Origin of the sequence: Vibrio nomapromontoriensis (genome assembly GCF_050337205.1) — a bacterium.
GTDB classification, from domain to species: Bacteria; Pseudomonadota; Gammaproteobacteria; order Enterobacterales; family Vibrionaceae; genus Vibrio; species Vibrio nomapromontoriensis.
Map to the genome: position 1 here is coordinate 554,071 of NZ_JAKJSS010000006.1, position 23,328 is coordinate 577,398.

The following is a 23,328-nucleotide window of genomic DNA, read 5'->3' on the forward strand; positions in this document are numbered from 1 at the left end:
ACTCTCTATGAGGGCAGACTCTTTACGAGAGTAAACTTTCTAGGAGGGCTCAGAGGTTCACGATCCCAAAGGAAACTCAGAATGTCGAACGATTACGCAAGCCAATTTCAGTACACCCAAGAAAACGACTATCGGAATTTATTTCCCTATCTGTTGTTTGATGATACACCGATTATTTCTAGCTACGATGTTGATAATCGTTTTATTTCGCCTCCTCAGAGCGTATTGCAAAGTCCTGAGTTCAGCAGTTATGTCGACGCGGCAAAAAGTGACGATAGAGCAAAAATAGAAACGTTGGCGGTGACGTATATTAAAAGCTCAGACTTCATTTCTTCGCCTAATTTATTTGATGACAAACTACAGGGCTTATTGGCGAAATTACAAAATCAAGACCCTCGAGGCGATCAATGGCAGAATTTACTCGTCGACCAGTTCGGCAGTGTGGAAGCGTTTAAAAATTACGTGACTACCTCTGGCGCCGCGTTCATAAAAAGGCTCTGGTTAAGTACGATCGCACTGATTATAGAGCTAGATTACGACACTTATTGGCTTAATAAATTAATACAAATATTGAAGGCGATTTTTGTATTGGCAAAAATTGCTGACACCATGCCAATGACGAACACAAATACGGGTTCACTAAACTCCCCTCAAATTTATGCGTCCAACGGGTCACTGGAAATACTGGATAAAACTAAGGTCTGGCAGGCCGCTAGTTTAGCGCTACCAGAGGCCTTATTTCCGTTGCCTTCTAATGTGGTAAAGCCCGCCCTATTGCCCGCTGTTCCATACGCTGTAGGCACTTTGAAGCGTATGAACTACAAGCTAACGGGATACAAAATTGGTGAAATTCAGAAAATAGAAACCATATTGTCGGGTGAAACACGAAAATCACAGTCTCGCACTCGTCGGCTTGATACCACAATGGAGGTGACGGAAAGCAAAGACCACACCGAACAAACAAACACGCACAACTTGACCACAGACGATCTTAGCTCATGGGTTGAAAAGGCACGGCAGGGAAGATTGATTGAAAATACGGTCGACCAATATCAAACAGACTATGCCCCTACATCACCAATGGCTGTGACTAATGGCAGTTGGTCGATTGTCGAGTCACCTCAAGGTGATGAGGAAACGACCAAACAAAGTTTTGCTAAATCGCTCATTGATAACGCCGTGAATCGTGCTTTTGATGAAGTAAGCAAAGCGCGTCAAGTCATCGGTACCATTGAACATGAAAATACCCAAAGCCATATTTTTTCCAACCGTGAAACCAACAACATTAATGGGGTGTATTTTTGGTTGAATAAAGTGTTTAGTGTGCAAGAGCACCATTCAGCTAAAAGAATCATGGTCTCGATAGACGTAGATCTGCCTGATTTATCGGTGCGGCAATTACTCAGCCAGATGCCTGAGCTGGATGTTCAAAAGCCGATATCTCTTACTGAATTAGGGATCACGCATTTTAGTCAAATTGAGTTAGAGAAGAAAACGGCGCCAGCCACATCGCCAAGCACCTCGCCAGCAACTCCGTCGTCTAACCATCAACCTGCTGATACCCAGCCATCACACTATTATCTCGATCTATGTGAGCAATTTGCTGTTGAGGCACCGGAAAGCCCACCGATTGATAAGAAGGTGATCACAGGAGGGTTAAAGTTAGAATCAACCCAAGGTCAAACTCAGATATCTATCCCAGTGGGATATCGAGTAGACAGCGCCGTTGTCACAGTGCAAACGGAGCCGATGACGCCGGTTGAATCGGTCATGATTGCAGGCCAAGTCATCAAAACCCCCAATGACGGCGGGCAATATCAATATGCAAATAAAACGCCTCAATCCGGCAGTTCGGATGAGTCGATAAGCCAGTTATTTACACTTCCCATTTCGCTCGCATTGCAAGAGCCGAAAGGCATCGAGCCAACCGAGCCTTCTAAAGACAGCGGTCCAGCCAGTTTAGAGATCAATACCTTCGGGGCTCAAAAACAAGTACGACAAGATCACGCCAAAGGGGCCCTAGCGGACATCATTGTGGTTACATCCTTATCCCCGGAGGCAAAATTGGCTTGGCAATACAAACTCTATACACAACTGAAGCATGCTTATTTTAAACAAGAGCAAGCGTACGAACAGCAGGTAGCAACGCGCAAGCAAATTTTGGCACAAGAAAGCAACCCAGTGATACAAGCACTGATCCATCAGAATTTATTGAAAGCGAGCAAAGCTGTGCTCTTCGCGCAAGCGAAAGCGTTAGTGGGAAGCGACACTAACTCACCTCAAGACCCATTGCCTTTTGATGGTTATGCTGATAGCTCATTAGATTGGGCGCATCTTTATTGCAAGCTGGAACAACACATAGTGCCGGATCAGAATAACGCCGCCCAGCAAATGGGCAGAAGTCAAAGCATCGCGACGACATCAATATTGGAGCAACTCGATCCTACTTTATTTTTGAGCCGGTATTTACGAGCAACTAAGGCGAAGTTGCTGGTTCCAATTACACGTGGTTGTGAGATTGCTTTTCTCTACTATTTAGAAACAGGACGAATTTGGCATGGTGAAGAGAGCCTCGCCCCCGTGAACTTTAGATCGCTAGCCATAGTGAATGACTTTAAGCAACTTCCCCCTCCGTCGTCTGATGACGATGAACAACAGAACTCATGGAGCGTGGTGATGCCCACCACAATGTCGATTTTATCGAGCAACCGAGATATTTCAGATCTTGAGGATTATTTAAATGAACGATAGTAGCAGTAGCAATGGTAATAGTTATAACGATGGCATAAACAGTAACAAACAAACAGGTGTCAGCACTCGCGTTTCTGGCACAGGGGGAGAAACGCGACCGACTCAGCCGAATTTGAATCCTGGCAATATTATGGGAAGTCAGTATCAGGGTATGCCTGTTGGTTCCATTGTTGCGTACGCTGGTCAAATTAGAACCACGAATACCACCGAAGGTCATCAGCTAAACTTAGCTATGTTTCCTTGGCTTATATGTGACGGCAGCAAAGTAGCGATAGCTTCTTATCCCGAGCTGTACCATGCGCTAGGGGATTTGTACGGTAAGGCTACCAGTGCTCACTTTTCATTGCCGGATTTCCGAGGTCAGTTTCTTCGTGGTGTGGATGAGAGAACCAGTGTGGAAGCCAGCGGAAGTAAGGAGAATCGAAAAACGGTTGATGGAGTGGAGAATGCCACGGTAGGGTCTTTTCAAGAAACCGCGCTGCGGACACATCAACATCATTATCAAAAGCACGCTCAGGGTATACTGGTTCCCGCAGATCCCCCCTTAGGTGAAGGCTTGGCAATAGTAAGTGAAACCAAAGACACCGTGGATATCCTTGATGTTGACGCAAAGAACGTGAGCCGCTTTGAAAGCCGCCCTCCGAATGTGTTTATTCATTGGTTGATTAAATGCCGAGGTGTGCAAAGTTAGTGTGTTGTTGGGGGTAACGTACCGATACAAAAAGCGCCAACCCTAAAACGGAAGGCGCTTTTTTGTTCGTGGTAACTATTTTTTGTGGTAACTATTTTGTGCACAGTGACTCGTAATGAGAGTCAGCAACAAGGGGGACAACCGCTGTTAATAACGAGGTAGATACCGTTTGAACTTAGTTAATAAAAACGGGTAGTCATCAGTTACATCAATTGCACAATACCAATGTTGACCGACGCTGCTTTGAACGTTTTGAAAATCAAATACCACTTTTGCGACTTTTCGTTCGCCACATATTTCGCTAAGTACCGTGACGTTGTTCAGTTGTGCGACTTCTCGCTCGGTATTGCTGCCAGCATGGTTATAAATAATTTCATACGAGCCCATATACAGTTCTAAATTATGGTAGAGCGCGTAATTGAGTGCGCGGTCGTGGTCGGTATCACCATGGTTTTCTGCCAGAGACAAAATATCACCAATGACTTTCTTAAGTTTAACGCTATTGAATCCAGCATGTTGAGCTTGAACTTGCTGGACCAAATTGGAAGGAGAGATGCACTCGATTTTTTTTATATCAATGCATGGTAATGGTTCTTGTCCTATTACTTGATGAGTGCCAATCACATTAATCGTTTTAGGAACATCGTTATCGTTGAGTTTCAGGGCGGCAATCAAAGAGTCTAGATGTTGCGGAGCCGGCTTTAGTCGATAGATATCATCACTGTAGCTATTGATGATAGACCACTTCATTAGCCTAGCAATGTAGCGATTCTTTGGCTGAGAAAGGTAAGTAAATAAACAGCGTTCGCGGTCTTGATACCATTTTGTATCTTTGAGCACGCTCTCGGTATCTTCAGGCATGTACAAGGTGTGCTGACCGTCACTATTGCATGATGTGATATTGCGCTCAAACTCTTTTTCTAGCCCTAGGTTGTCAAACTCAGCTTTAATAAACCCGTTAACATAGACGTAATCAATAGCGCCATCATCAGAGAATGACGAGCTGTACGGGAGTAAGGCAGCAGAGCGTTGCGCCACGTTGATGACGGAGCTAGGTGACGTAGAGATTAAATTCATTTCAGGCTCCCCTTACTGATTGGTTGGAATGTAATCGGTTAAATTACTGTGTAAAAACGGGAATTGGTCGGTAACATCGACACTGGCGAAATAACTGAGTTGACGACCGCTAACGTTTTTTTGATAGGTCAGAATAATGTCGACAATGGTTCGTCCTGGAGCAACGTTAGAGTATTGCACCTCAAGGCTTGCTAAATACTGAGCATCATTAGCGGTTGAATGATTGGGAGCGTGACTAGCGAAGTGGTTACCTTCGTGACTGGCCGCGTAGATAGTGGGATATCGGTAGGCAATAAAGTTTTTAGCACGATCGAATTCAGACACACCGATGTTTGGCTTTTTTGTTAGCGCATCGAGGACATTGCTGATGGCAATAGTCGTGGTATTTTCACCGCTCAGTTCTTTTTGCAATTGTTCCGTGGTGAAATGGAAAAGATGATGGCAGCGCACCATAGGTAAGGGTTTGTCGTCACTCATTTTATCAGGAGCGATAGGGCCTTTAACACCAATCGCCACCGAGTAAGTTTCATCCGCTAAGTTACTGGCTGAGTCGAACGTCAGCGCGTCAATAAACTCATCCAGTTCATCGCTGCTGTTAGGCAGAAGTACATAGGCATCTTGCCCTTCTACGCTCAGTATCCAACTTACCTGCTCAGCAATATAGCGGTAGGTCAAGTTGCCGTTGTTGTCCTTGTGGGTAAAGACCAGATTGTAATTTCGCGGATTTAGTCCAAGTGTCTGAGTAGCAGCCTCGTATTCTTTTTCTAGACCTCGCGTTGGAAAGTGCACACGCAACTTACCAGCGACATACACATAGCTTGGCGCCGGTATGGCATGTTCCATGGCAACTGCTGCTGGAGTGTGGATGGTTTCAACGATCTCTTCTGCACATTGGATTGGTTGAGGTAAAGCCTCTTTATTGTCGGCTAACGCTGGCATTACAGAAGAAGTGCTTTCGCGTTGCGTTAGTGCGGCGTTATTAACGCTTGGATCTGGCGAGCTACTGTGTGTAGTAATGTGTAATGTGTCATTTCGTGCTAAATCATGATTGGTTGACGGCTGGTTCATTGGGGTTCCTCCGGTATACCTATTTCTCACGTATTAACCAATACGTGAGTATATGAACAACCATGAGAGTAACGAGTTCCATCATACAGCGAGCGGCAGAAATTACGCATTGCACAGGGAAAATAACGTTTTCTATTTTGTCATCCATACTTCCGATAACTGCATTATATTCCCCCAGTAATTAAGCGAGAGTATGGGATATATTATTTGGCGACCAAGTTAGATGTATATCAACATTTAAGGCCGAATCGACAACGATGAATATATTATCGTTCAATTACTATAGATAAACAAAGGACAGTTATGACATTTCCAATTAATGAAGTTAAATTCGAGCAATTATTCCCAAATAGAAATGCGGTATTTTCGTATTCGGCACTAACAGCTGCCGCCCATAAATACCCAGACTTTCTGAATAAAGGTAGTGAGACAGACAAATTGCATGAACTGATTGCATTTTTGGCTAATGTTTCCCATGAAACGACTGGTGGATGGGCAGGGGCGCCTGGCGGAACGTATGCCTGGGGCCTGTATTTTGCGCAGGAAGTGGGATGTGAGCAGGGCCAATGCACACAATATTCACAACAAAATGAGCACTACCCACCCGTACCGAATGAGACATATCAAGGTCGAGGGGCACTGCAATTATCATGGAACTATAACTATGGCATGGCAAGTGAAGCGATATTTGGTGATGCTTCGGTACTACTGAATGCGCCTGATAGAGTCGCGACAGAGTCAACGCTGGCTTGGCAAACAGCAATTTGGTTTTGGATGACAGCACAATCACCCAAACCTTCGTGCCACGCTGTGATGGTGGGTGACGGTAGTCAGTATGATGGCGATCGTTTTGGGGAAACTGTGAACATCATCAATGGTGGTATTGAGTGTGGAAGAGGTATGAACCCTCAACTAGAAAACCGCATCGGTTTCTATAAACACTTCTGTGATCTACTAGGGGCGGACGCCCCTGAAAATCTAGGTAGCTACTGCGCTAACTGCCGTTAAAGGGTCGGTTGTTAGATTCTGTAAAGTGATGGGGCTGGCGACAATAACACCTCATCATTTTTCCCGATAATTGCCTCGATTTCTCCCAGTATTATTTCCCCTTCGCAACTAGATTATTAGTATCTAAATATTACCTCGTTGTTATCAGTAAAGAGTTAACGAGCACAAAAGGCACAACATGACAGTGAGCCACTTTGGTTTTAATACGGATAAGCACTCCACACTTTGGCCAACTTACGCTAGCAGTGACAACTGGCCACAAGCGTACCCAGGCCGCTCCTTGGGAGTACGGCTACCGACTGGGCTAAGAAGAGGAATGGAGCGCTTAACAGGCTTGGATTTGAGTAAGGTAAAAGTGCACTACAACTCACCTATGCCCGCCAGAGTGCATGCTCATGGTTATGCGCAGGGAGACGATATTTACCTAGCCCAAGGGCAAGAGCAACATTTACCCCATGAGCTCGGCCATGTGGTACAGCAGCGATTAGGCATGGTGCAGCCGACTACGGAAGTGAATGGCGTGGCGGTGAATGATGATGAAGAGTTGGAGCGGCATGCGACTGAGTTGGGGGAGAAAGCCATAAAGAATGCATGAAAGTCTTGAACATTAATAATACGTCAGTATGAATGGGAAGTGGATGGAACAACTAAAAGAATGACTAGAAGATGTGTTTGTTGGACAAGTAACTGCTTACGGTTCAACAGCACTATCGAATACAGTGATTTCTGATGCGACTGTTCATCTCTACAGTGGAAATATTTGTGTATTTGGTAGTACGAGTTTTAAAAAACGTAGTCATCCCAATGTGCTCATAGGGTAAAAATCACAAAAGATAATTAAGAACAATCATTGCAGTGTAGCATTAATTTAATTAGGAGGAGAAATGAATACAATTTTTAGAAGGTGTTAATTAAATAATTAAGTGTGTAAGTGTAAATAAGGTAAGTTAAATTCTTTAACTTAGATAATCACGAAAAATAATAGTGTACTAATGAGGTGAACTTTATGTACGAAAGAAGTTGTATTGAAAAATATAAAAGATCAGTAGGGATGTCAAAAAATGGCATCATTAGTAATGGTACAACTACAAGAGGGTTCGGTATAGAAACAAGAAAGACTGGAAATAGGAATAAGGTTATTCAATCATGGGGTTCATTTGACTATAAGATAGCAGTAAATGACGGGGTTTTTTCCTATATTGATAGAAAATTTAAAAAGTGGAGTGACTTAGGAGTAAAGGATAGAGAATTAAAAGCACAAAATGCAATAAGTGTTTTAAGAAAAAATGATAATTATGAAGCTGTGGAGTACATAGAAGAAAATTATTCTAATTATTTGGGCCAGGTTAATTTACTACTAGAATGCGAGGGCTTAAATGAAGATAAATGGCAAGTCCTTAAAGATATATGTATAGATATAAAGGAGAAGTGGGCAATCCATAAGAACTACTTAAAATATAAGGACCTCTTACAAGGAAAAGGCTTAACTCTGTTTACTAAAATCGCTGACTCTGTAAGTAAGGTACTCTCGATAATTGAGAATTTTGACGGCTCTGGAATTTCAGCTCTCATAAATAAGGTATTAGGGTTAGTAAAAATGATTGCTACTTATGCTGGCGAAGCAATGGCTCTAACAGATCCAGACCTGCGTCTTGAGTTGACCCCTTTACTGTCCAAAGACCTTGATTTCGGGTCTGCTTTTGACATGTTTAATGAGACGAGAAAGTTAGCACTCCAGGTTGAAGGAGTTGTCGAAGGAATTAAGGAACTAGACTAGCAGCACTATATAATCTATTAGTCCAAATTTCTTTGTATTGGTTGGGTGATGTTTGTTGGCATGAAGTATAGCTATATTAATTATAGTGGTAACTATTTTAAATATCATAGTTACAGGATTTAGAGTTTAACATTAATAAGGATAGTACACGCATTGAAAATGAAAAAAACGACAAGATTTAAGATCCCAATATGGGCAGCTATTATGCTTTCTTATTTACCCGGCTTCTCCCAACCCAATAGAAAAGATGTCATCGACGCCTATGACTTACTTGAGAATGGCGTTGATGACGTAGAACTGGTGAACGCCCAAGACGCCCGTGAAACCATGGAGCGAGCGCGAGCCTTTTACAATAACTACGCCAGTGTACTGGGTACATTAGGCGGTTTGGTTGTCGCGATTGCCGTTGAAGGGTTGCAAGCTCAGTTTCCTGATATTAAGCAACTCAAATTTGCGCATATAGGGGCAGGGGCGATAGCGTTATGGATCGTGAATATCATGATGGATGAATATGATCGTAGAGTTATTGAGCTTCGAGAGAAGGAACTAGTCATCGTTTTAACGATCGATGAATTAAAAGTCATAAAAAAGACAGTATAAATCGTTTGTTTAAACAAGTTTACCTTGGTTTTTATTCGTAAATTAATGCGAGTGTATCGTCATTAATTAGAGAGTTACGAATGAGAATAAATTATAAGTTAGTGCTGTCGGTTTTTCTTTTAATTATAAGTGGTGTGATTTTTAAGGTTATTCATCACGGAGTTAACATTCATTCTGGAATTATTAAGGGGATTGATGTTTCCCATTATCAAGGGAAAATCATCTGGAAATCCGTTGATACAGACGACATCAAGTTCTCGATAGCGAAAGCATCGGGTGGTGTCAGTTATATCGACCCTGACTTTAACGTTAATTGGAATGGAATGAAGGAGCAAAGCTTAATAAGAGGAGCGTATCATTTTTTTTACCCACAAGATGATCCTGTTAAACAGGCTAACAATTATTTAAAAGTAGTGGGGACGTTCCAACCCAAAGACTTGCCCCCTATTGTGGATGTGGAGGTAACTGGAGAAAAGGACACCGATGCGATAGTAACAGGGTTACTACAATGGTTAACCACCGTTGAAAAGGCGACGAAGCGTCGCCCAATGATTTACTCAGACTTGGATTTTGCTCAGCAATATTTATCCGACCCGCGCTTGAGGGACTACCCATTATGGATCGCAGAGTACAGTGACGTAGTCAAGACTTTACCCAAGCCGTGGCAATCTCAAGGTTGGACGATTTGGCAATACTCACAAACCGGTGAGGTGGCTGGTATAGACGGTGATGTGGATTTAGACCAGTTTAAGGGCAGTAAAAAAGAGCTAAAAGCCTTCATTAAAAGTACCCACCTGACCCATTAATGAGCCCATGATTTCGATAGTGATTTTGCATACGAAAGGCTAGGTGATCGTTGTCATCTGGCCTTTTTTATTGCGTGGACTATTTACGTCGATGTTGCTCTATCGTAAGGACGAAATAAAAGGACTGACATGCGAAACTATTCTTTTGATTATTCTTCTAACGACTCTCTTGACCAAACACAAGTGTTAGGACCGCCGTTATTACTTGGAAACGCGTTGGATTTAACGCAAGAAATGGCGTGTTGCGAATCGATCATTCATACCCGCCTTCATGCTTATTTTGAGGCAGTGGATAACCGCCAAGGGTCTACGTCTTTTAGTGCCGATCCTGCGTATCGCGATGGTGCGGCCAATTCAGTTTGTTTACCTGCCATGCCTGCATTTAATCAATCCCAGCAAAAGGGTGCGTACAGTGACTTTATTGCGAAAAGCCGGCTATCCACGTTGGCTCGAATGGCATTGGCGTTATCGGTCGCGAGTGATATTCGTCCTGCTTTGCTAGAGATGTTGTTGCTAAGAAATGATAATACTGGTTTGCCGTTCAGTGAATTTGGTGTGGTCATGCACCATGAACGAGCCTACCCAACAGGAGAGACACTAGCCTTTTTGCTAGGGGGTAGCGATCTCATTGGCCGTTTTCAAATACAGCTGTTTTTGGAAGGGCTGCAAAATGACAATCGCTCAACCACGCCTGATTTGCAAGCGTTACGTGGTGTCATTGAACTCAATGTCGAATCCTCACTTGGTGTGATGCAAGCTCCTTTACGTTTGTCAGATGAAGCCCTGCAACGATTTACCACTGCCACGCCATTTCGCCCAGAGTGTAGTGATTCGTTTCCTGCAAGGTATATCGATGTTGATGTCGATTGGGACCAACTCGTCCTACCGACTAAAGTATTGAAGCAGGTTGAGGAAATTCAAGACTATATTGCGTATGGAGACAGGCTTGCGTCGCAATGGGGCTTTAAAGGAAAAATCCGTCCAGGTTATCGCGCATTATTTTTTGGCCCTCCTGGTACAGGAAAAACACTGACGGCGTGTTTGCTTGGCCACGTAACGGGGCGCGATGTATATCGTGTTGATATCTCGCTGGTGGTGTCAAAATACATTGGTGAGACAGAGAAGAACTTGGAAAAAGTATTCTCCATGGCAGAAAACAAGCAGTGGATTTTGTTGTTTGATGAAGCCGATGCCTTGTTTGGAAAGCGAAACCAAGCCAATACGGCGAATGACCAATTTGCCAATCAAAATGTCGCTTATTTACTTCAACGTATCGAAGCGTTTAATGGTGTCGCTATTTTAGCGTCTAATTTAAAAGATAATTTAGATGACGCCTTTTATCGCCGTTTCGAATCTATGGTTTACTTCCCACTTCCTGACGAACCGGAACGACTGGCATTGTGGCGCAATGGATTCTCCGATTTCGCCCAATTAGAGGAGAGCATTGATTTGCCGACACTGGCAAATAAGTACACGTTGTCAGGAGCAAATATTATGAATGTGATTCGGTACGCTTCCATGCAGTCCATACGCCGTGTTCATCAATCCGATTCTGGAGTGGTTGGCGCGAAGGTGCGTTACGATATCCATCTTCAGGACTTGGAATATGGAATAACGCGCGAGCTAGAAGCGTTCGCATCGGGTCATGTAGTATCAGACGACCCACACAGTGATTTGTTTAAATAATAGCTTGTTAACCCAGTTAATAAAATATCGTGTTTGTAACTCGGCCTGAAACTTATTCGGGTCTTTGTTATCCCTGTAAGGTGTTAGCTTCGGTGCGGAGGAACGAACAAAATATGCAGAAACGAATCTTAGAGAGGAAAAAACCTGATTGCAAAGTGGGCAACCAGGGGGCTTTTAAAGGGCAAAGATATGATTAGTCTTTAAGATTGGCATTCACTTTAGACAACGTGGCGTGCACTTTATTAAGTTCAGTCATAGTAGATTGAAGCTGTTGGTTTAACGTTTGAGTGACGCTATCGAGCTCTTCTTGAATGTCGTCCGTGACTTGTGACAATTGGGTTTGCAACTGAAGCCACCCGCCATCACTTTGGGGATGGTCGCTCTGCGTTGACTGCAGACCTTGGGCGCTATGAATTCGTTGCGCGTGGCGTTCACTTTCTGATTGGGAAGGGGGAAGGGGCCCCGTTTCGTGTTGTTGGATCGATAATGGTTGGCTTGATTCTGGGTTTGATGGCTGGTTCGATGCTTGAGTCATGACAAATCCTTGATGGTTGAAGGTGTGTTAGCTGAAAAAATAAAGTACCCCAGTGGCTGTCATCAGCCCTAGGGACGTGGCAAACATAAGACCGGTGGCGAGTTTGGCTTTGTCTATTTTTGTATTTTTGCCATTCGCAGCATGATGTTTAGAGACTGGACGATCGTTTGGATTTGCGGTAATACCAGTATCGTCTGTATTCGATAATTGTGTTGCTAGTTTTTCAGAAGGTGCTGAATTGATAGGGGTGACGTTTGCTTTTATTGGTCCTGACTCTTTGCGTGGTGCGTTGCTTGCGGTAGTACCAACATTTTCAGCTGTTGTTTTTTTGATTGGTGTGGGCTTTTTTTTAGATGCTGCTTGCGCATTTAAGATTCGACCACAAGCGCTTGTGATGGAAGTCGAAGACGCCATTTGGGCATTTTGCTGGGAAGTAATGGCATTCTGCATGCCTCGCGATAGCGTATCGGCGAATATCGTGTCTACCATGGCCTCGGAATACTCTTCTGAGTTTTCCAGCTTCGATGATGTGTTTTCTTTGCTGCTTTCACCTCCGCCTGTCACCGCATGAAGGCCGCCTTCTATGGCCTTTGCTGCCAGTTTTTCTTCATTAAACATGGGTATTACTCCTATACGTTACAGTTTTTTCTCTGTTTTAGTTACGCTGCTGTACAAGTCGATAAAGTTTCCTTTCGCCGCTTTTGCTTGCTCATTTAATTGTTTGAGAGCATCGAGATAGCTTGGGTCACCCGTTTCAATGTAATTTGCCAATGCGACCCCAGAGGCAGTCGACAGTAAGGTGTTCATATCCCGCATGTTATTGGCTGCATCTTGCACTGCGAGTGCCCCTGATTGGGCTATGGATTTGTCTGCGATATCTTGTGTTTTATTCTTCGATTTTTTTGCAATGAGTGAATTCATGTTGTCGCTCCTTAACTAATTCGCCGTAAATTTCCAGTCTTGTGAACCTACTTCTCGTGACCCATGTGCGCAGAACATACCGTTGTGGTGACAATGTGTGGGTTGAGAGGTTACAGCACAGAGCTCAACGTTCTGTGCTGTAATGCTTAGCTAGTGGTTAGCTAAGGTTATTTTTGTTCATAGCCGGTGCTTATCGGCGCGCAATAATGTTCTCTGATACCACACCCGTCACGGCTTCACCCGTATTGAGGAGTGCATTTACCCCTTGAACCGTGGCGGCTTGCCACATCACATTTGCTTGTTGTTGGCCTGTGACTAGATTTTGTCCACTGACTGCCAACGCTTGGCTTGTGGCCATCATCAGGTTGCCCATTGCCGTTGCTGGAGTGTCGCCTAGTACTTTTGTGTTGACTTGTGTTACAGAGTCCGTAATTGCAGGATCGACGGTTGCTACCATAGTGGTGTCCTCTTTGTGTTTTATGTTTTCAATGACACGCTGAAGTGGGCTGAACATTGGTCGGTATAATCACGTGGTTTCGCGTTTATAATGAACCTCGGCTTCACCGCACTTGCGCGCCGTTGATGGGTTGTTTCAATTGGTTAGTGTGCGATAAGCGTGCTGAAAACAGCCATGCCATCGCTCTTGTTCTATCTTGTTGCGATGATGTTCTCTGACACTTTGCCTGTCACAGCTTCACCTGTGTTTAACAGGGCGTTCACCCCTTGAACGGTAGCCGCTTGCCACATCACATTCGCTTGTTGTTGGCCTGTTGTAAGGTTTTGGCCACTGACTGCGAGGGCTTGGCTTGTGGACATCATCAAGTTGCCCATAGCGGTTGCTGGCGTGTCGCCTAACACTTTAGTGTTGACCTGTGTAACAGAATCCGTGATTGCACCATTTACGGTATCAATTGACATATGAGTTCCCTCTTACTTATGGTTGTTGAGTTAATAATGTTGCGTACTGAAACTAGCCGCGGCTAATGATCTGACCAGTGACCGTACCCGTAACCGCTTCACCTGTATTTAGTAATGCGTTGACACCTTGTACCGTGGCGGCTTGCCACATAACGTTTGCTTGTTGTTGACCTGTGGTTAGGTTTTGAGCGCTAACTGCAAGCGCTTGGCTTGTTGACAGCATTAAATTGCCCATTGCCGTTGCAGGAGTATCCCCTAGTACTTTTGTGTTCACTTGAGTGACTGAATCCGTGATGGCACCGTTAACTTGATCTGGCATAGCTATTTCCTTTTTAAGTGGGTCGATTTTTGTTGACGAATATGTGTCGTTTACGACCATTTTGGTTATTTAGATGAATATCGATTGTATTTAACGTTTACCCGCGGCTAATAATTTGGCCTGTTACTGCACCAGTTACTGCTTCGCCAGTATTGAGTAAAGCATTGACCCCTTGCACTGTCGCGGCTTGCCACATGACATTGGCTTGTTGTTGACCTGTCGTTAAGTTTTGGCCACTAACTGCTAGGGCTTGACTAGTTGCCAACATTAGATTTCCCATTGCAGTTGCTGGCGCATCGCCTATGACTTTAGTGTTGACTTGTGTCACCGAGTCAGTGATTTGTGAGTTAACATATTGAGGCATGATGTTTCCTTTTTAGGTGTGATTGATGAGGGGTTAACCTCGGTTGATAATTTGTCCACTAACGGTGCCAGTGACGGCCTCGCCAGTATTGAGTAATGCGTTAACGCCTTGAACGGTGGCGGATTGCCACATGACGTTCGCTTGTTGTTGCCCGGTCACTAAGTTTTGACCTGACGTTGCAATCGCTTGGCTTGTTGCCATCATCAGGTTTCCCGTTGCAGTGGCTGGAGCTTCCCCAACAACAAGCGTATTAACTTGTGTGACTGAGTCAGTGATCGCAGAGTTGACAGTATTTGGCATTGTTTTCCCTTTCGTTGTTGTAAGTTTTCTTGTGTTACTAAATAAATAGGTTTGTTTATTCATGCTGATATTGTTGTCTCTCCGTTTATTTTATTCTTGGAGCAATGTATTCGTTTTTCGGACTAAATAACCATTCGTAGTTTGTAATTGGTTTTTTCTCTACATTCTTTTCTGTATTGCCTGGGTGTTAATAATGTGTATTTTTTGAATGTTTTCTCGAAGTTACTTAAGTCATTAAATCCGGAGTCTAGGCATACTTGCGTTACATTGAGTTGTGGATTATCACTAAATAACTTTTTGGCTGATTCTATTCTTAATTCGATTAGAATTTGTTTGAAAGTCCTATTTAGGCTGTCTCGTAACAAATACGAAAGGTGAGATGCGCTAACATATGAATGGCTGGCTAGCTCATGGAGAGTGATATCGCTATTGAAATTATCGGATAAATATAGAATTGCATTCTGTACACTTGGGTGTAGGTGTTTAAAACGGTCAAACTCTTTATTGAAGATGTAATGTATTATCGAGCATTTATTTATGATGGTTTGATTGGAAAAATGGTAGGTCTCAGTTCGTTTCAAGACAGCTTTGATGTCTTCAATATCGATGGTATTACTTTTCCTGAATGTCACAATTTTAATAATGGATTTGTGAAGTTGGTCATTATCACCCTCCCAATCAAAGCTACGAAGATAGCTCATACCGCAAGGTGTGATTGTGACGTTTTTCCCGTCGGTTAAGCTGCCGTTAAGGAGGATAGATTGAATGATCGTTGGGATATCTTCACGCCTTTCATTCAGGCGGGGCAAGTCTATCGTGAGAAAATCGAGCCTCTTTGCCAAAAACGGGTTGAAATCAGAGGTTTGAATAAGGTCGATTAAAGCTGTGGAAGAGGAAGATATAATTCTAATGTTATGACTTAATCTCGTGTCCTTCCAAATGCCATTGGTTTGTTGTAACAAAAGAGAAAGGAGTTTATTCTGTTGAGAAGATGTTAAGTAGTCTATTTCACTAAGGTATATCGTTCCATCTTTAACCGTACGAGCGAGATAGGAAATTTCATCATCAAATTTATCTTTTATCGTTAAGCAGTTGACCTCGATAAAAGGAAGGTGTTGCCGCTTACTGGAAAAGTGGATATTGCTGGCGACAGATAGCTTTTCCGTACCAGTAGCGCCATGAATAAATACCGGTGCCTCTGATGTTGATGATTTTATAATTAATTCGTGTATGTTTTGCGATATGTGACTAACACCGATCAAAGAAGGAGGGTGCTTGAAGTTATCGTTATATTTTGATTGTACAAAATATTGCTCTGCCAACGATTTTATTTTTTTATTTACTTTGTTTTTTTCTTCGCTTGATAGTGGTGTTGAGCTGTATATGGTGTAATTACCAACATTGGGTTGGTGGCTATTTGGGTTTTTTGAGTCATTATATTCTATGTGGTTATTGTGTTTTGATTTTTTAGGTAGATTAGGTATGTTACGATTATCAAAATCAAATTGAATATGTTTGATGTGTCGACCTAACTCAGAGCTATTTATTATGTCAGCGAGAACAGAATTATTATAATTGTTACGCTTAGAAATCCTTTCATACATGTTCATCCGTTTGCCTCATAAATGACGTTTTATGATTTATATATGCATTTAATTTAACATTGCTTTTGCTGATGAATATTGGCGGATTTTACGATTATTAGGTTAGATCTCACGATATTGCAGAAGATAGGCTGATCCGTTTAGGCGGGAATGGGATGGGCTGTGATCTGACTCGAAATTGGAGTGGGGTGTGTTCAGGAAAGAATGAAGAGGTTGTAAATCATGTCACATGAAGTACTGATAGCAAGAGCATGGAAGTTATAATCAAGATAGCGGTTAATAGTAAAACGGCATACCCTCGTTTGGGGTGGGTATGCCGTTGACTCGCTAGACTTTAAGCCCCACCATAAGCGCTTCAAGCGCATCGGCTTGCTGATTTAAGCGTTGTATCTCATTGTTTGAGTGCGTCACCATATCAGCGACTCGTTGTGATTGGGCGCGAACTTGCTCGACATCTGAGGCAATATTGTCAGCGACAACACCTTGCTCTTCGGCAGCGGCGGCAATTTCAATGCTTCGATCGGAGATGTATTGGTTTTGCTCTGCGATGTGGTTGATATCATTGTTAACCGAGTTCATGAGTTGCTCGCTGGACTCTGCGTTGTTCACCGTTTGGTGCATGACGGTCATTAAACCTTGGCTGTTGGTTTGCAGCGCCTCAATCATCTTCTTAATTTCGACGGTCGCGGTTTGCGTTCTGCCAGCTAGGGTGCGGACTTCATCGGCAACTACCGCAAAACCTCGGCCTTGCTCGCCTGCGCGTGCCGCTTCAATAGCCGCGTTTAATGCCAGTAAATTGGTTTGTTCAGAAATAGCATTGATGGTGGTGACAACATCATCAATTTGCGTGGTGTTACTGTCTAACTCGGCTACGGCTTCAGCTGCGCTGTTAATTTCTGAGCCTAATTGGTTAATTGCATGTAATGTTTGGCTGACGTTATCCAGCCCCTGAGCGGTCGCTTTGGTTGCTTGGTTCGTTTGGCTGGAGGTGCCTTGTGCATGACTAGCCACTTCACGAATGGAGCCGGCCATCTGTTCGGTAGCACTGGCCAATGAGTCAATTCTTTCTTGTTGGTCGTGAGTGAGTTGTTGGTTCGCTTGGCTACGCTGGCGTAGGTCGGAGCTAATCTGTTGAACTAGAGCAATGGCTTCTTGCGTCGCTTTGACTAGCTGCTGCTCACGAGTAGAGACGCGATCCACGGTTCTTGCGATTAAGTTGAAATCATTACGTGCAGGCGCATGACCAATTCGATAGGACAAATCGCCATCAGCAAGGCGCAAAACAGCGTCGTAAATATTGTAGAGCGCGCCACCCATAAAGGTCATGATGTAGTAGAGGCACAGCGCAATAAAGAGGCACGAAACTAAAATGACGCTGATATGTGTGATGGTGAGTGATGAAAGCAAGCTTGGTTGTTCAGCACTTGTCAGGCTGTATGTAGCGCCGGGTACTGAGATACTCTCAGTACTGTAGTGACCAATTTGTATGTGACTGCCTGAAAGTATACGACGGACGTCATTTTCCGACAGTTCAGATTCTACGATGAGGCTCGCGACGGTGTTCATGTTTTGCTGCTGTAAGCGTTGCAGCTGACTGTCTGATGCACTGATTAGCGTTGAACTGATGATAAGAATGGTAAGGACTGGTGCAAAAAAAAGAATGAGAAAGTTCTCTCTGATCGTTACGTTGATCAAATACTTATCAATCCAGCGGAATGCGATTTCTTTCATGACGTTACTCTTTAGGTCTTGTATGAATAGCAGGAGGTGCTTGGGGCACATTATCCATGTAAAGCGTATTGGTTTTAGAGTCTTTGTGTGATCGTTGTCACGTTGTGTGTGATGGGATGATTGATGTTCACAAAGTCTGTTTGTTTTGTCGGCGGTTACGCTGGTAGAGAGTAGAGAATCGCATTACTAAGCAGTGGTGAGCAGTGAGCAGTGAGCAGTGAGCATGAAATGATGCCATGCTTTGGTGATAGTACATTAAGCATGGCATGTAGAGCTTATTAGGATGATGGGTTGGTTATTTTAGGATGTGCACTGAATCTGCTTCAACTGCCACATCGCTGTCATTTTTCTCGATTTCACCGTAGATTTTAACCTTGTCTTTTGGGGTAACGGTTTGGCCGCCCCATTCATCCGCTTCGATTTCAATCGGCATCTGACCGGTACTGTCTTGGAAGGTATAAACGTCATTTCCCATCGATTTAACGATATGGCCGACTAGGGTCACTTTGTTGCCATCAGTTAACCATCCGGCATTCATGACTTCTTCGACACTACTTAATGTGTCATTTTCAGATGGGCCTTGAAATCCGCCTGTGGTTGTTTGCATGGCTTCTTTGTTGATAGCCCCTTCAGAAGCAAGGACAGAAGTAGAAAGAAGTATTGATGAAAGTAGAATGAGAGATGTTTTTTTCATTTTTTTTCCCCATGAACTAAAAGTGAGTCAATCACGACTTCATAATTAAATGTGAGCTATCACAGATTCTAATATAGATCAGTGTACTGAAAATGCCATGCACTGATAGTTGAAACATATCGGCTCATTTTGCAAATATCTCCTTTCATACACAACGTCTATATTTGCAAAATAAGCTGCTAAAAAGGCAGATTGAAACTAGCATGCAAAAACAGAAGTTTTTGGGCTTATTCGTCAACCTCCAATCTATCTTTATGCTGTTGTGATGCTAGTAGGGACAAGGCTTCCCTTAGTATTGGTATCCATCTTGTCTGTTATCAAAGCACGGGTGTAGGCCGAAGCCTACAACCCGATATTAGCAATATACTTATAAGAAATAGCACGTATTAACGTGACTAATTTAGGCACTGTTTACCTGCGACTTTGATAGAGGCTGGTTGCTCTTGCTGCCATTTGTCGATGACAAGTGATGCAATCAAATCGCCCTCAACGTTTACTGCGGTTCTAAAGGTGTCAAGCGGACGTTCAATGATAAGCAGTATCGCAATGGCCTCCAACGGGATGCCTGCCGCAAGCAATACCATCTGCATACCAGACATGGACCCTGATGGCATACCAGGTGCACCAATGGAGGAAACCATCGCCATAATGAAAATCATCACTAGGCCCGTCGTGGTTAAATCAACGCCAAACAGTTGCGCTAAGAAAATAGCCGCCACCCCTTCAAATAGAGCGGTTCCATCCATATTCATTACCGCACCGAGAGGCAATACCATGCTGCTAGTACTTTGAGAAACACTCAGCTCCTGTTCTGCCGTTTGCATCGATAAGGGTAGCGTCGCTGAGCTTGATGACGTGGCAAACGCCATAGCCATAGGCGCGGATATCGCACGGAACAAACGACGGTAGCTAATACCAGTGATGAATTTGGCAATGCTTGGCAGTACGATTGCGCCATGAACGACAGTTAAGGTAAAAACGAGTAAAGCAAACAGAGCTAGCTGATGAAATAGAGCATTATTGCCATTAACCGTGAATTCAAACACGATTGAAAATACGGCAACGGGCGCCAAACGAATAATCGCACTTACAATGGTATTAATGCCTTTGTTCAATCCAGCAAGCGTTTCAATTAGTGAGTGCTTTTCAGGTAAAGAGGCCAGCAGCGCCACGCCCAACATAAACGAGAAAACGACAATAGCCAGCAAGTTCCCTTGAGCAAGCGCCGCGACAGGGTTCACTAATGCCATGCTTAATAGTTTTGCTGCTATGGCGCCGCCAGTCGTGGCTTCTGAGCTGATCAGTTGCACACTGTCATTAAGTGGAACTGGTGTTGCTAATGGCTGCCAAGCAGGCAGCATGAGTGATGCACCAAGACCTAAGCTAACGGCAATGAACGACGTGAAACTATAGAACAGTAGCGTGGAACGGCCAATTTTCTTTAGTCGCATGGTTGAGCCAATGCTGGTAATACCTTGCAATAAGGACAGCATAACAACGATACCAACGACCATTTTTAATAGTCCAAGGTAGGTGGTTTTACCGAGCATAATCAGTTGATACCAACTTTGCTGAGCAATTTCATTAGGCAAGGGCAGTAAGCTAGCGAGAGCCCAAGCGGCCGCAGCAGAGAGTAGTAGCTGCAGAGGTAAAGATTGGCGAAGCGTCATCCACATAATGGTCGTTCCAACATAGCAAGGAAAGAAGAGAAGCGTGTGTCTTCTCTTCGTTAGTTCATGAGTAACAAATTAAGAAATGTTATTTTTGTAAAAAGGGTTGAGTGTGCCTTTCAATCGCTTTAGCACAACCAGAGCGGTGACTCGTCCCCAACCAAAGAGAATGCGTTGATGAAGTCGGAAGATGGTGTCGTATAGGTTGCGAACTAAGCGACCGCGCAAAATGAGTTTGTTGTTCATCAAGCTACCCACGGCATAGTTGTGACCAACCGCAATCACCATGCCACCGTCATTAAATACAAACGGTTTCATCTCTTTTCCTTTTAGCATGCGTTTTATCTGTGTCGCTAAGTGCCCAGCGGCTTGATTTGCTGCTTGTGCTCTTGGTGGTACAAAGCTGCCGTCGGGTTGTGGGCATTCTGCACTGTCGCCAATGACAAAAATGCTGTCGTCTACTGTTGTCGTTAAGGCCGCATTCACTTTTAACTGATTGAGGCGATTGGTTTCTAGTCCATCAAGCTGAGCCAGCCACGATGCGCACTTAATGCCTGCTGCCCATAACTGCAAGTTTGCATTAATGACTTCTCCGTTCGCTGTGATCAACTTGCCACTCTCCGCTCGTTTTACTCGGGTGTTGGTTTTGATTTCTACACCGTTTTTTACCAGAGCGTTATGAACGTTCTCAGACATGCAAGCAGGGCCTGCTGGGAGAATTCGCTCAGAGGCTTCAATAAGTGTTACCTTTAAGTTGGCGTCGTGGCGGTAGCGATTAAGCTTTTCATTGACCTTAGCAAGCTCTGCTGCAAGTTCCACACCTGTCGCGCCAGCACCCACAATAGAGATGTGGTGTTCACCCTGTGCACGCAGCAGAGGATTAATTTGTTCCCATGCTTGTTGTGCTTGCTGCGCAGAGTCGAGAAATAAGCAGTGCTCACTCACGCCTTCGGTTTTAAAGTCATTACTGACGGCACCGACCGCAATCACTAAATAGTCGTAATTGACCATTGAGGTTTGCCCTTGAGCGTCACGAACTTCAATTTCTTTGCGTTGGCGATCAAGACGGCTCATTGATGCCTGGATGGTTTGATATTGATTACAATAGCCATGTTGTAAATAGCTAACCGCATCGAGCTCGGAATCAAAAGTGCCAGCGGCAATCTCGTGTAGACGAGGCTTCCAATAGTGATGGCTTGCAGGTTCGATCAGAACGACGTCATGCTGCCCATGACGGCCAAAACTTCTTCCAAGGCGGGTCACTAATTCAAGGCCGGCTGCACCGCCACCGACGACTACGATTTTTGACATGATGTGCTCCAATAGCCCAAGCAATCGTGATATACGTTGCTAAAAATAGGGTTTGCGGTGAAGGTTAAATCTTCAGTGCAAACGGAATGGCGCTATTGTATTGGAACGGTTTACATTGATAATCCCGCTAATTTAAAAATGACTATTACACAGCTGTAATAATGGTTGAAAGAGAAAGGAAAAGATCATAGCCCAGCCTGAAAAATGGAGGATATCGAGTATCTTGTTGGTTCGGAAGTTTTGAATTCTTCAACAAATTCATCAAATACATCAAATTCTGGGTTTCTTCTTTGGGGTTTAGTTCGCCAATATTAAGGTACGAAATTGCTAAGCCATCTTCGGTTGGCTTTTCTTGTACTTGTATAAGTACATGTGTATTATATCTGTACTTACTTAAGTACGGGAGGGTGGCATGATTGTTAACTTCACAGATTTTAGAACGAATCTGAAGTCTATTTTTGAAAGAACGGCCAAGGACAGCAAGCCGACAGTTGTAAGCCGCAAAGGTGCTGAGAACATGGTTCTTATGTCTGAATCCGACTTCAATGGATGGCAAGAGACGATTCATTTAATGTCTAGTACCAACAATGCTAGTCGCTTAATGGAATCGATTGCTCAAGCAGAACGTGGTGAGGCTAAAGAACGAGAGGTAGACCTAGGTTGATTGTTAAGTTTACCGAACTGGCTTGGGAAGACTTCGAATACTGGCTCGACAATGATAAGAAGATAACCAAGAAGATCCGCAAGCTAATTAAGGCAACTAGACGTACACCAACCGAAGGTGAGGGCAGTCCAGAAGCGTTAAAGCATAACCTTACTGGATACTGGTCTAGACGTATAAACCTAGAGCATAGAATGGTTTACAAGTTTACTGACGATACACTTACCATTGTCCAGCTGCGTTATCATTATTAAAGGTAAAGAAAACCACCTGAAGGTGGTTTTCTTTTGGGTAGATTATGTGTGATTTGAAACTAGATGCTGAAGACGTAATGTTGAAGCTGAATGAAATGGTTAAGGACATTCCACCAATTGAGATACAGAACGAGGTTGTTCGCTTGATTGAAGAGGAAGGCTATTCTCCTCAAGAGGCCATGAGATTAATGAGGAAGCAGTAATGGATAGTGAAGTTAAGAAGGTAATTGTACTTTCTGTAGCTACCGTCTTTGGTGGCCTGCTGATTGTTTGGGGTGCAACTAGTTTTAGAGATGGCCGTATTCTAAGTAGGTTCGAACGCTTTGATACAGCACACCAACATTGTGAACTTAGAACTATGGTTCATTACCGTGATGGCCTACCAAAACGAGCGGTCTATGATTGCGATGGTGTTGAGACTATATGGGAGAAGTGATGAGTAATGTCGATAGTGAAGAAATGTACGCTAGAGTGCCGTTATGTATCTTTGTTGCGTGCTTAATCACTAATCAGGTAACTTGGCCGTAATGCTTTTCACCTCAGTTCTAAGAATATTACACGAATCTTTTCCTGTTTTGAGTC

Annotated in this window: 27 protein-coding genes; 12 read left to right on the plus strand and 15 right to left on the minus strand. The window is 43.7% G+C overall.

The genetic code is table 11. The features are described 5' to 3' along the window. Window positions 1-81: 81 nt before the first annotated feature. Together L4D05_RS02575 and L4D05_RS02580 are read left to right on the plus strand one after the other, a co-directional pair. Window positions 82-2,751, plus strand: a complete 2,670-nt coding sequence (locus L4D05_RS02575; protein ID WP_428792938.1) for a hypothetical protein — start codon at window positions 82-84, stop codon at window positions 2,749-2,751. Next, window positions 2,741-3,442, plus strand: a complete 702-nt coding sequence (locus L4D05_RS02580; RefSeq protein WP_428792939.1) for a phage tail protein — start codon at window positions 2,741-2,743, stop codon at window positions 3,440-3,442. The genes L4D05_RS02575 and L4D05_RS02580 overlap by 11 nt, the downstream gene beginning before the upstream one ends. Before the next feature lie 147 nt (window positions 3,443-3,589). Here L4D05_RS02580 and L4D05_RS02585 read toward each other — a convergent pair whose 3' ends face one another. Together L4D05_RS02585 and L4D05_RS02590 are read right to left on the minus strand one after the other, a co-directional pair. Further along, on the minus strand, window positions 3,590-4,519 hold the full coding sequence (locus tag L4D05_RS02585; protein ID WP_428792940.1) for a cyanobactin maturation protease PatG family protein: 930 nt from the start codon (window positions 4,517-4,519) through the stop codon (window positions 3,590-3,592). A gap of 12 nt (window positions 4,520-4,531) precedes the next feature. Then, on the minus strand, window positions 4,532-5,587 hold the full coding sequence (locus L4D05_RS02590) for a cyanobactin maturation protease PatG family protein (protein WP_428792941.1): 1,056 nt from the start codon (window positions 5,585-5,587) through the stop codon (window positions 4,532-4,534). Between the two features lie 303 nt (window positions 5,588-5,890). On the opposite strand from L4D05_RS02590, the gene L4D05_RS02595 reads away from it, so the two are divergent. The 6 genes from L4D05_RS02595 to L4D05_RS02620 all read left to right on the plus strand — a co-directional run bounded on the left by L4D05_RS02595 (window position 5,891) and on the right by L4D05_RS02620 (window position 11,464). Beyond that, complete coding sequence (locus L4D05_RS02595; RefSeq protein WP_428792942.1) at window positions 5,891-6,595, plus strand: chitinase; 705 nt, start codon at window positions 5,891-5,893, stop codon at window positions 6,593-6,595. Window positions 6,596-6,773: 178 nt separating this feature from the next. Beyond that, window positions 6,774-7,190 (plus strand): eCIS core domain-containing protein, encoded by a 417-nt coding sequence (locus L4D05_RS02600; RefSeq protein ID WP_428792943.1) that lies wholly within the window; start codon window positions 6,774-6,776, stop codon window positions 7,188-7,190. 411 nt (window positions 7,191-7,601) lie between these two features. Next, a complete protein-coding gene (locus tag L4D05_RS02605; protein WP_428792944.1) occupies window positions 7,602-8,372 on the plus strand; it encodes a hypothetical protein in 771 nt (256 codons plus the stop codon). A 153-nt stretch (window positions 8,373-8,525) separates the two neighbouring features. Then, window positions 8,526-8,972, plus strand: coding sequence for a hypothetical protein (locus tag L4D05_RS02610; protein ID WP_428792945.1), 447 nt, complete (start codon window positions 8,526-8,528; stop codon window positions 8,970-8,972). An 80-nt stretch (window positions 8,973-9,052) separates the two neighbouring features. Next, window positions 9,053-9,778: a glycoside hydrolase family 25 protein gene (locus tag L4D05_RS02615; RefSeq protein ID WP_428792946.1), complete on the plus strand. Its 726-nt coding sequence runs from the start codon at window positions 9,053-9,055 to the stop codon at window positions 9,776-9,778. A gap of 129 nt (window positions 9,779-9,907) precedes the next feature. After that, window positions 9,908-11,464 (plus strand): ATP-binding protein, encoded by a 1,557-nt coding sequence (locus L4D05_RS02620; RefSeq protein WP_428792947.1) that lies wholly within the window; start codon window positions 9,908-9,910, stop codon window positions 11,462-11,464. Between the two features lie 193 nt (window positions 11,465-11,657). Here L4D05_RS02620 and L4D05_RS02625 read toward each other — a convergent pair whose 3' ends face one another. The 13 genes from L4D05_RS02625 to L4D05_RS02685 form a co-directional block, all read right to left on the minus strand. Continuing rightward, window positions 11,658-11,999: a hypothetical protein gene (locus tag L4D05_RS02625; RefSeq protein ID WP_428792948.1), complete on the minus strand. Its 342-nt coding sequence runs from the start codon at window positions 11,997-11,999 to the stop codon at window positions 11,658-11,660. 27 nt (window positions 12,000-12,026) lie between these two features. After that, window positions 12,027-12,617, minus strand: a complete 591-nt coding sequence (locus tag L4D05_RS02630) for a RebB family R body protein (protein ID WP_428792949.1) — start codon at window positions 12,615-12,617, stop codon at window positions 12,027-12,029. 18 nt (window positions 12,618-12,635) lie between these two features. Beyond that, window positions 12,636-12,920 carry a hypothetical protein gene (locus L4D05_RS02635; RefSeq protein ID WP_428750632.1) on the minus strand — a complete coding sequence of 95 codons (285 nt, stop codon included), beginning with the start codon at window positions 12,918-12,920 and terminating at the stop codon, window positions 12,636-12,638. Between the two features lie 190 nt (window positions 12,921-13,110). Then, on the minus strand, window positions 13,111-13,377 hold the full coding sequence (locus tag L4D05_RS02640; RefSeq protein ID WP_428792950.1) for a RebB family R body protein: 267 nt from the start codon (window positions 13,375-13,377) through the stop codon (window positions 13,111-13,113). A gap of 191 nt (window positions 13,378-13,568) precedes the next feature. Further along, on the minus strand, window positions 13,569-13,838 hold the full coding sequence (locus L4D05_RS02645) for a RebB family R body protein (protein ID WP_428750634.1): 270 nt from the start codon (window positions 13,836-13,838) through the stop codon (window positions 13,569-13,571). A 52-nt stretch (window positions 13,839-13,890) separates the two neighbouring features. Continuing rightward, the gene (locus tag L4D05_RS02650) at window positions 13,891-14,157 is read right to left on the minus strand and encodes a RebB family R body protein (RefSeq protein WP_428750636.1); all 267 of its coding nucleotides are present in this window, start codon (window positions 14,155-14,157) and stop codon (window positions 13,891-13,893) included. 97 nt (window positions 14,158-14,254) lie between these two features. After that, on the minus strand, window positions 14,255-14,521 hold the full coding sequence (locus tag L4D05_RS02655) for a RebB family R body protein (protein WP_428750637.1): 267 nt from the start codon (window positions 14,519-14,521) through the stop codon (window positions 14,255-14,257). 33 nt (window positions 14,522-14,554) lie between these two features. Next, window positions 14,555-14,821 (minus strand): RebB family R body protein, encoded by a 267-nt coding sequence (locus L4D05_RS02660; protein WP_428750638.1) that lies wholly within the window; start codon window positions 14,819-14,821, stop codon window positions 14,555-14,557. Window positions 14,822-14,943: 122 nt separating this feature from the next. Next, window positions 14,944-16,431: a helix-turn-helix domain-containing protein gene (locus tag L4D05_RS02665; RefSeq protein WP_428792951.1), complete on the minus strand. Its 1,488-nt coding sequence runs from the start codon at window positions 16,429-16,431 to the stop codon at window positions 14,944-14,946. A 321-nt stretch (window positions 16,432-16,752) separates the two neighbouring features. Further along, window positions 16,753-18,156 carry a methyl-accepting chemotaxis protein gene (locus L4D05_RS02670; RefSeq protein ID WP_428792952.1) on the minus strand — a complete coding sequence of 468 codons (1,404 nt, stop codon included), beginning with the start codon at window positions 18,154-18,156 and terminating at the stop codon, window positions 16,753-16,755. 295 nt (window positions 18,157-18,451) lie between these two features. After that, a complete protein-coding gene (locus L4D05_RS02675; protein ID WP_428792953.1) occupies window positions 18,452-18,850 on the minus strand; it encodes a YgiW/YdeI family stress tolerance OB fold protein in 399 nt (132 codons plus the stop codon). A gap of 395 nt (window positions 18,851-19,245) precedes the next feature. Continuing rightward, window positions 19,246-20,526: a dicarboxylate/amino acid:cation symporter gene (locus tag L4D05_RS02680; RefSeq protein ID WP_428792954.1), complete on the minus strand. Its 1,281-nt coding sequence runs from the start codon at window positions 20,524-20,526 to the stop codon at window positions 19,246-19,248. A gap of 72 nt (window positions 20,527-20,598) precedes the next feature. Next, the gene (locus tag L4D05_RS02685) at window positions 20,599-21,831 is read right to left on the minus strand and encodes an NAD(P)/FAD-dependent oxidoreductase (protein WP_428792955.1); all 1,233 of its coding nucleotides are present in this window, start codon (window positions 21,829-21,831) and stop codon (window positions 20,599-20,601) included. A gap of 412 nt (window positions 21,832-22,243) precedes the next feature. On the opposite strand from L4D05_RS02685, the gene L4D05_RS02690 reads away from it, so the two are divergent. From L4D05_RS02690 to L4D05_RS02705, 4 genes are read left to right on the plus strand one after another with little or no spacing between them, the layout of a single operon-like run. Continuing rightward, on the plus strand, window positions 22,244-22,495 hold the full coding sequence (locus tag L4D05_RS02690; RefSeq protein WP_428792956.1) for a type II toxin-antitoxin system Phd/YefM family antitoxin: 252 nt from the start codon (window positions 22,244-22,246) through the stop codon (window positions 22,493-22,495). Then, a complete protein-coding gene (locus L4D05_RS02695; protein ID WP_428792957.1) occupies window positions 22,492-22,746 on the plus strand; it encodes a Txe/YoeB family addiction module toxin in 255 nt (84 codons plus the stop codon). Before L4D05_RS02690 ends, L4D05_RS02695 begins: the two co-directional genes overlap by 4 nt. A gap of 44 nt (window positions 22,747-22,790) precedes the next feature. Next, window positions 22,791-22,949 (plus strand): hypothetical protein, encoded by a 159-nt coding sequence (locus tag L4D05_RS02700; RefSeq protein ID WP_428792958.1) that lies wholly within the window; start codon window positions 22,791-22,793, stop codon window positions 22,947-22,949. Further along, window positions 22,949-23,182 carry a hypothetical protein gene (locus L4D05_RS02705; RefSeq protein WP_428792959.1) on the plus strand — a complete coding sequence of 78 codons (234 nt, stop codon included), beginning with the start codon at window positions 22,949-22,951 and terminating at the stop codon, window positions 23,180-23,182. Before L4D05_RS02700 ends, L4D05_RS02705 begins: the two co-directional genes overlap by 1 nt. The last annotated feature ends 146 nt before the right edge of the window (window positions 23,183-23,328 follow it).

What these genes read in the sequence shown, in the direction of transcription:
- L4D05_RS02650 (WP_428750636.1), bottom strand. Translation starts at nt 14,157, where the DNA reads ATGCCAGATCAAGTTAACGGTGCCATCACGGATTCAGTCACTCAAGTG.
- L4D05_RS02670 (WP_428792952.1), bottom strand. Translation starts at nt 18,156, where the DNA reads ATGAAAGAAATCGCATTCCGCTGGATTGATAAGTATTTGATCAACGTA.
- L4D05_RS02585 (WP_428792940.1), bottom strand. Translation starts at nt 4,519, where the DNA reads ATGAATTTAATCTCTACGTCACCTAGCTCCGTCATCAACGTGGCGCAA.
- L4D05_RS02665 (WP_428792951.1), bottom strand. Translation starts at nt 16,431, where the DNA reads ATGAACATGTATGAAAGGATTTCTAAGCGTAACAATTATAATAATTCT.
- L4D05_RS02705 (WP_428792959.1), top strand. Translation starts at nt 22,949, where the DNA reads ATGGATAGTGAAGTTAAGAAGGTAATTGTACTTTCTGTAGCTACCGTC.
- L4D05_RS02680 (WP_428792954.1), bottom strand. Translation starts at nt 20,526, where the DNA reads ATGTGGATGACGCTTCGCCAATCTTTACCTCTGCAGCTACTACTCTCT.
- L4D05_RS02655 (WP_428750637.1), bottom strand. Translation starts at nt 14,521, where the DNA reads ATGCCTCAATATGTTAACTCACAAATCACTGACTCGGTGACACAAGTC.
- L4D05_RS02660 (WP_428750638.1), bottom strand. Translation starts at nt 14,821, where the DNA reads ATGCCAAATACTGTCAACTCTGCGATCACTGACTCAGTCACACAAGTT.
- L4D05_RS02645 (WP_428750634.1), bottom strand. Translation starts at nt 13,838, where the DNA reads ATGTCAATTGATACCGTAAATGGTGCAATCACGGATTCTGTTACACAG.
- L4D05_RS02700 (WP_428792958.1), top strand. Translation starts at nt 22,791, where the DNA reads ATGTGTGATTTGAAACTAGATGCTGAAGACGTAATGTTGAAGCTGAAT.
- L4D05_RS02575 (WP_428792938.1), top strand. Translation starts at nt 82, where the DNA reads ATGTCGAACGATTACGCAAGCCAATTTCAGTACACCCAAGAAAACGAC.
- L4D05_RS02580 (WP_428792939.1), top strand. Translation starts at nt 2,741, where the DNA reads ATGAACGATAGTAGCAGTAGCAATGGTAATAGTTATAACGATGGCATA.
- L4D05_RS02600 (WP_428792943.1), top strand. Translation starts at nt 6,774, where the DNA reads ATGACAGTGAGCCACTTTGGTTTTAATACGGATAAGCACTCCACACTT.
- L4D05_RS02595 (WP_428792942.1), top strand. Translation starts at nt 5,891, where the DNA reads ATGACATTTCCAATTAATGAAGTTAAATTCGAGCAATTATTCCCAAAT.
- L4D05_RS02690 (WP_428792956.1), top strand. Translation starts at nt 22,244, where the DNA reads ATGATTGTTAACTTCACAGATTTTAGAACGAATCTGAAGTCTATTTTT.
- L4D05_RS02640 (WP_428792950.1), bottom strand. Translation starts at nt 13,377, where the DNA reads ATGGTAGCAACCGTCGATCCTGCAATTACGGACTCTGTAACACAAGTC.
- L4D05_RS02675 (WP_428792953.1), bottom strand. Translation starts at nt 18,850, where the DNA reads ATGAAAAAAACATCTCTCATTCTACTTTCATCAATACTTCTTTCTACT.
- L4D05_RS02615 (WP_428792946.1), top strand. Translation starts at nt 9,053, where the DNA reads ATGAGAATAAATTATAAGTTAGTGCTGTCGGTTTTTCTTTTAATTATA.
- L4D05_RS02630 (WP_428792949.1), bottom strand. Translation starts at nt 12,617, where the DNA reads ATGTTTAATGAAGAAAAACTGGCAGCAAAGGCCATAGAAGGCGGCCTT.
- L4D05_RS02590 (WP_428792941.1), bottom strand. Translation starts at nt 5,587, where the DNA reads ATGAACCAGCCGTCAACCAATCATGATTTAGCACGAAATGACACATTA.
- L4D05_RS02605 (WP_428792944.1), top strand. Translation starts at nt 7,602, where the DNA reads ATGTACGAAAGAAGTTGTATTGAAAAATATAAAAGATCAGTAGGGATG.
- L4D05_RS02635 (WP_428750632.1), bottom strand. Translation starts at nt 12,920, where the DNA reads ATGAATTCACTCATTGCAAAAAAATCGAAGAATAAAACACAAGATATC.
- L4D05_RS02685 (WP_428792955.1), bottom strand. Translation starts at nt 21,831, where the DNA reads ATGTCAAAAATCGTAGTCGTCGGTGGCGGTGCAGCCGGCCTTGAATTA.
- L4D05_RS02625 (WP_428792948.1), bottom strand. Translation starts at nt 11,999, where the DNA reads ATGACTCAAGCATCGAACCAGCCATCAAACCCAGAATCAAGCCAACCA.
- L4D05_RS02620 (WP_428792947.1), top strand. Translation starts at nt 9,908, where the DNA reads ATGCGAAACTATTCTTTTGATTATTCTTCTAACGACTCTCTTGACCAA.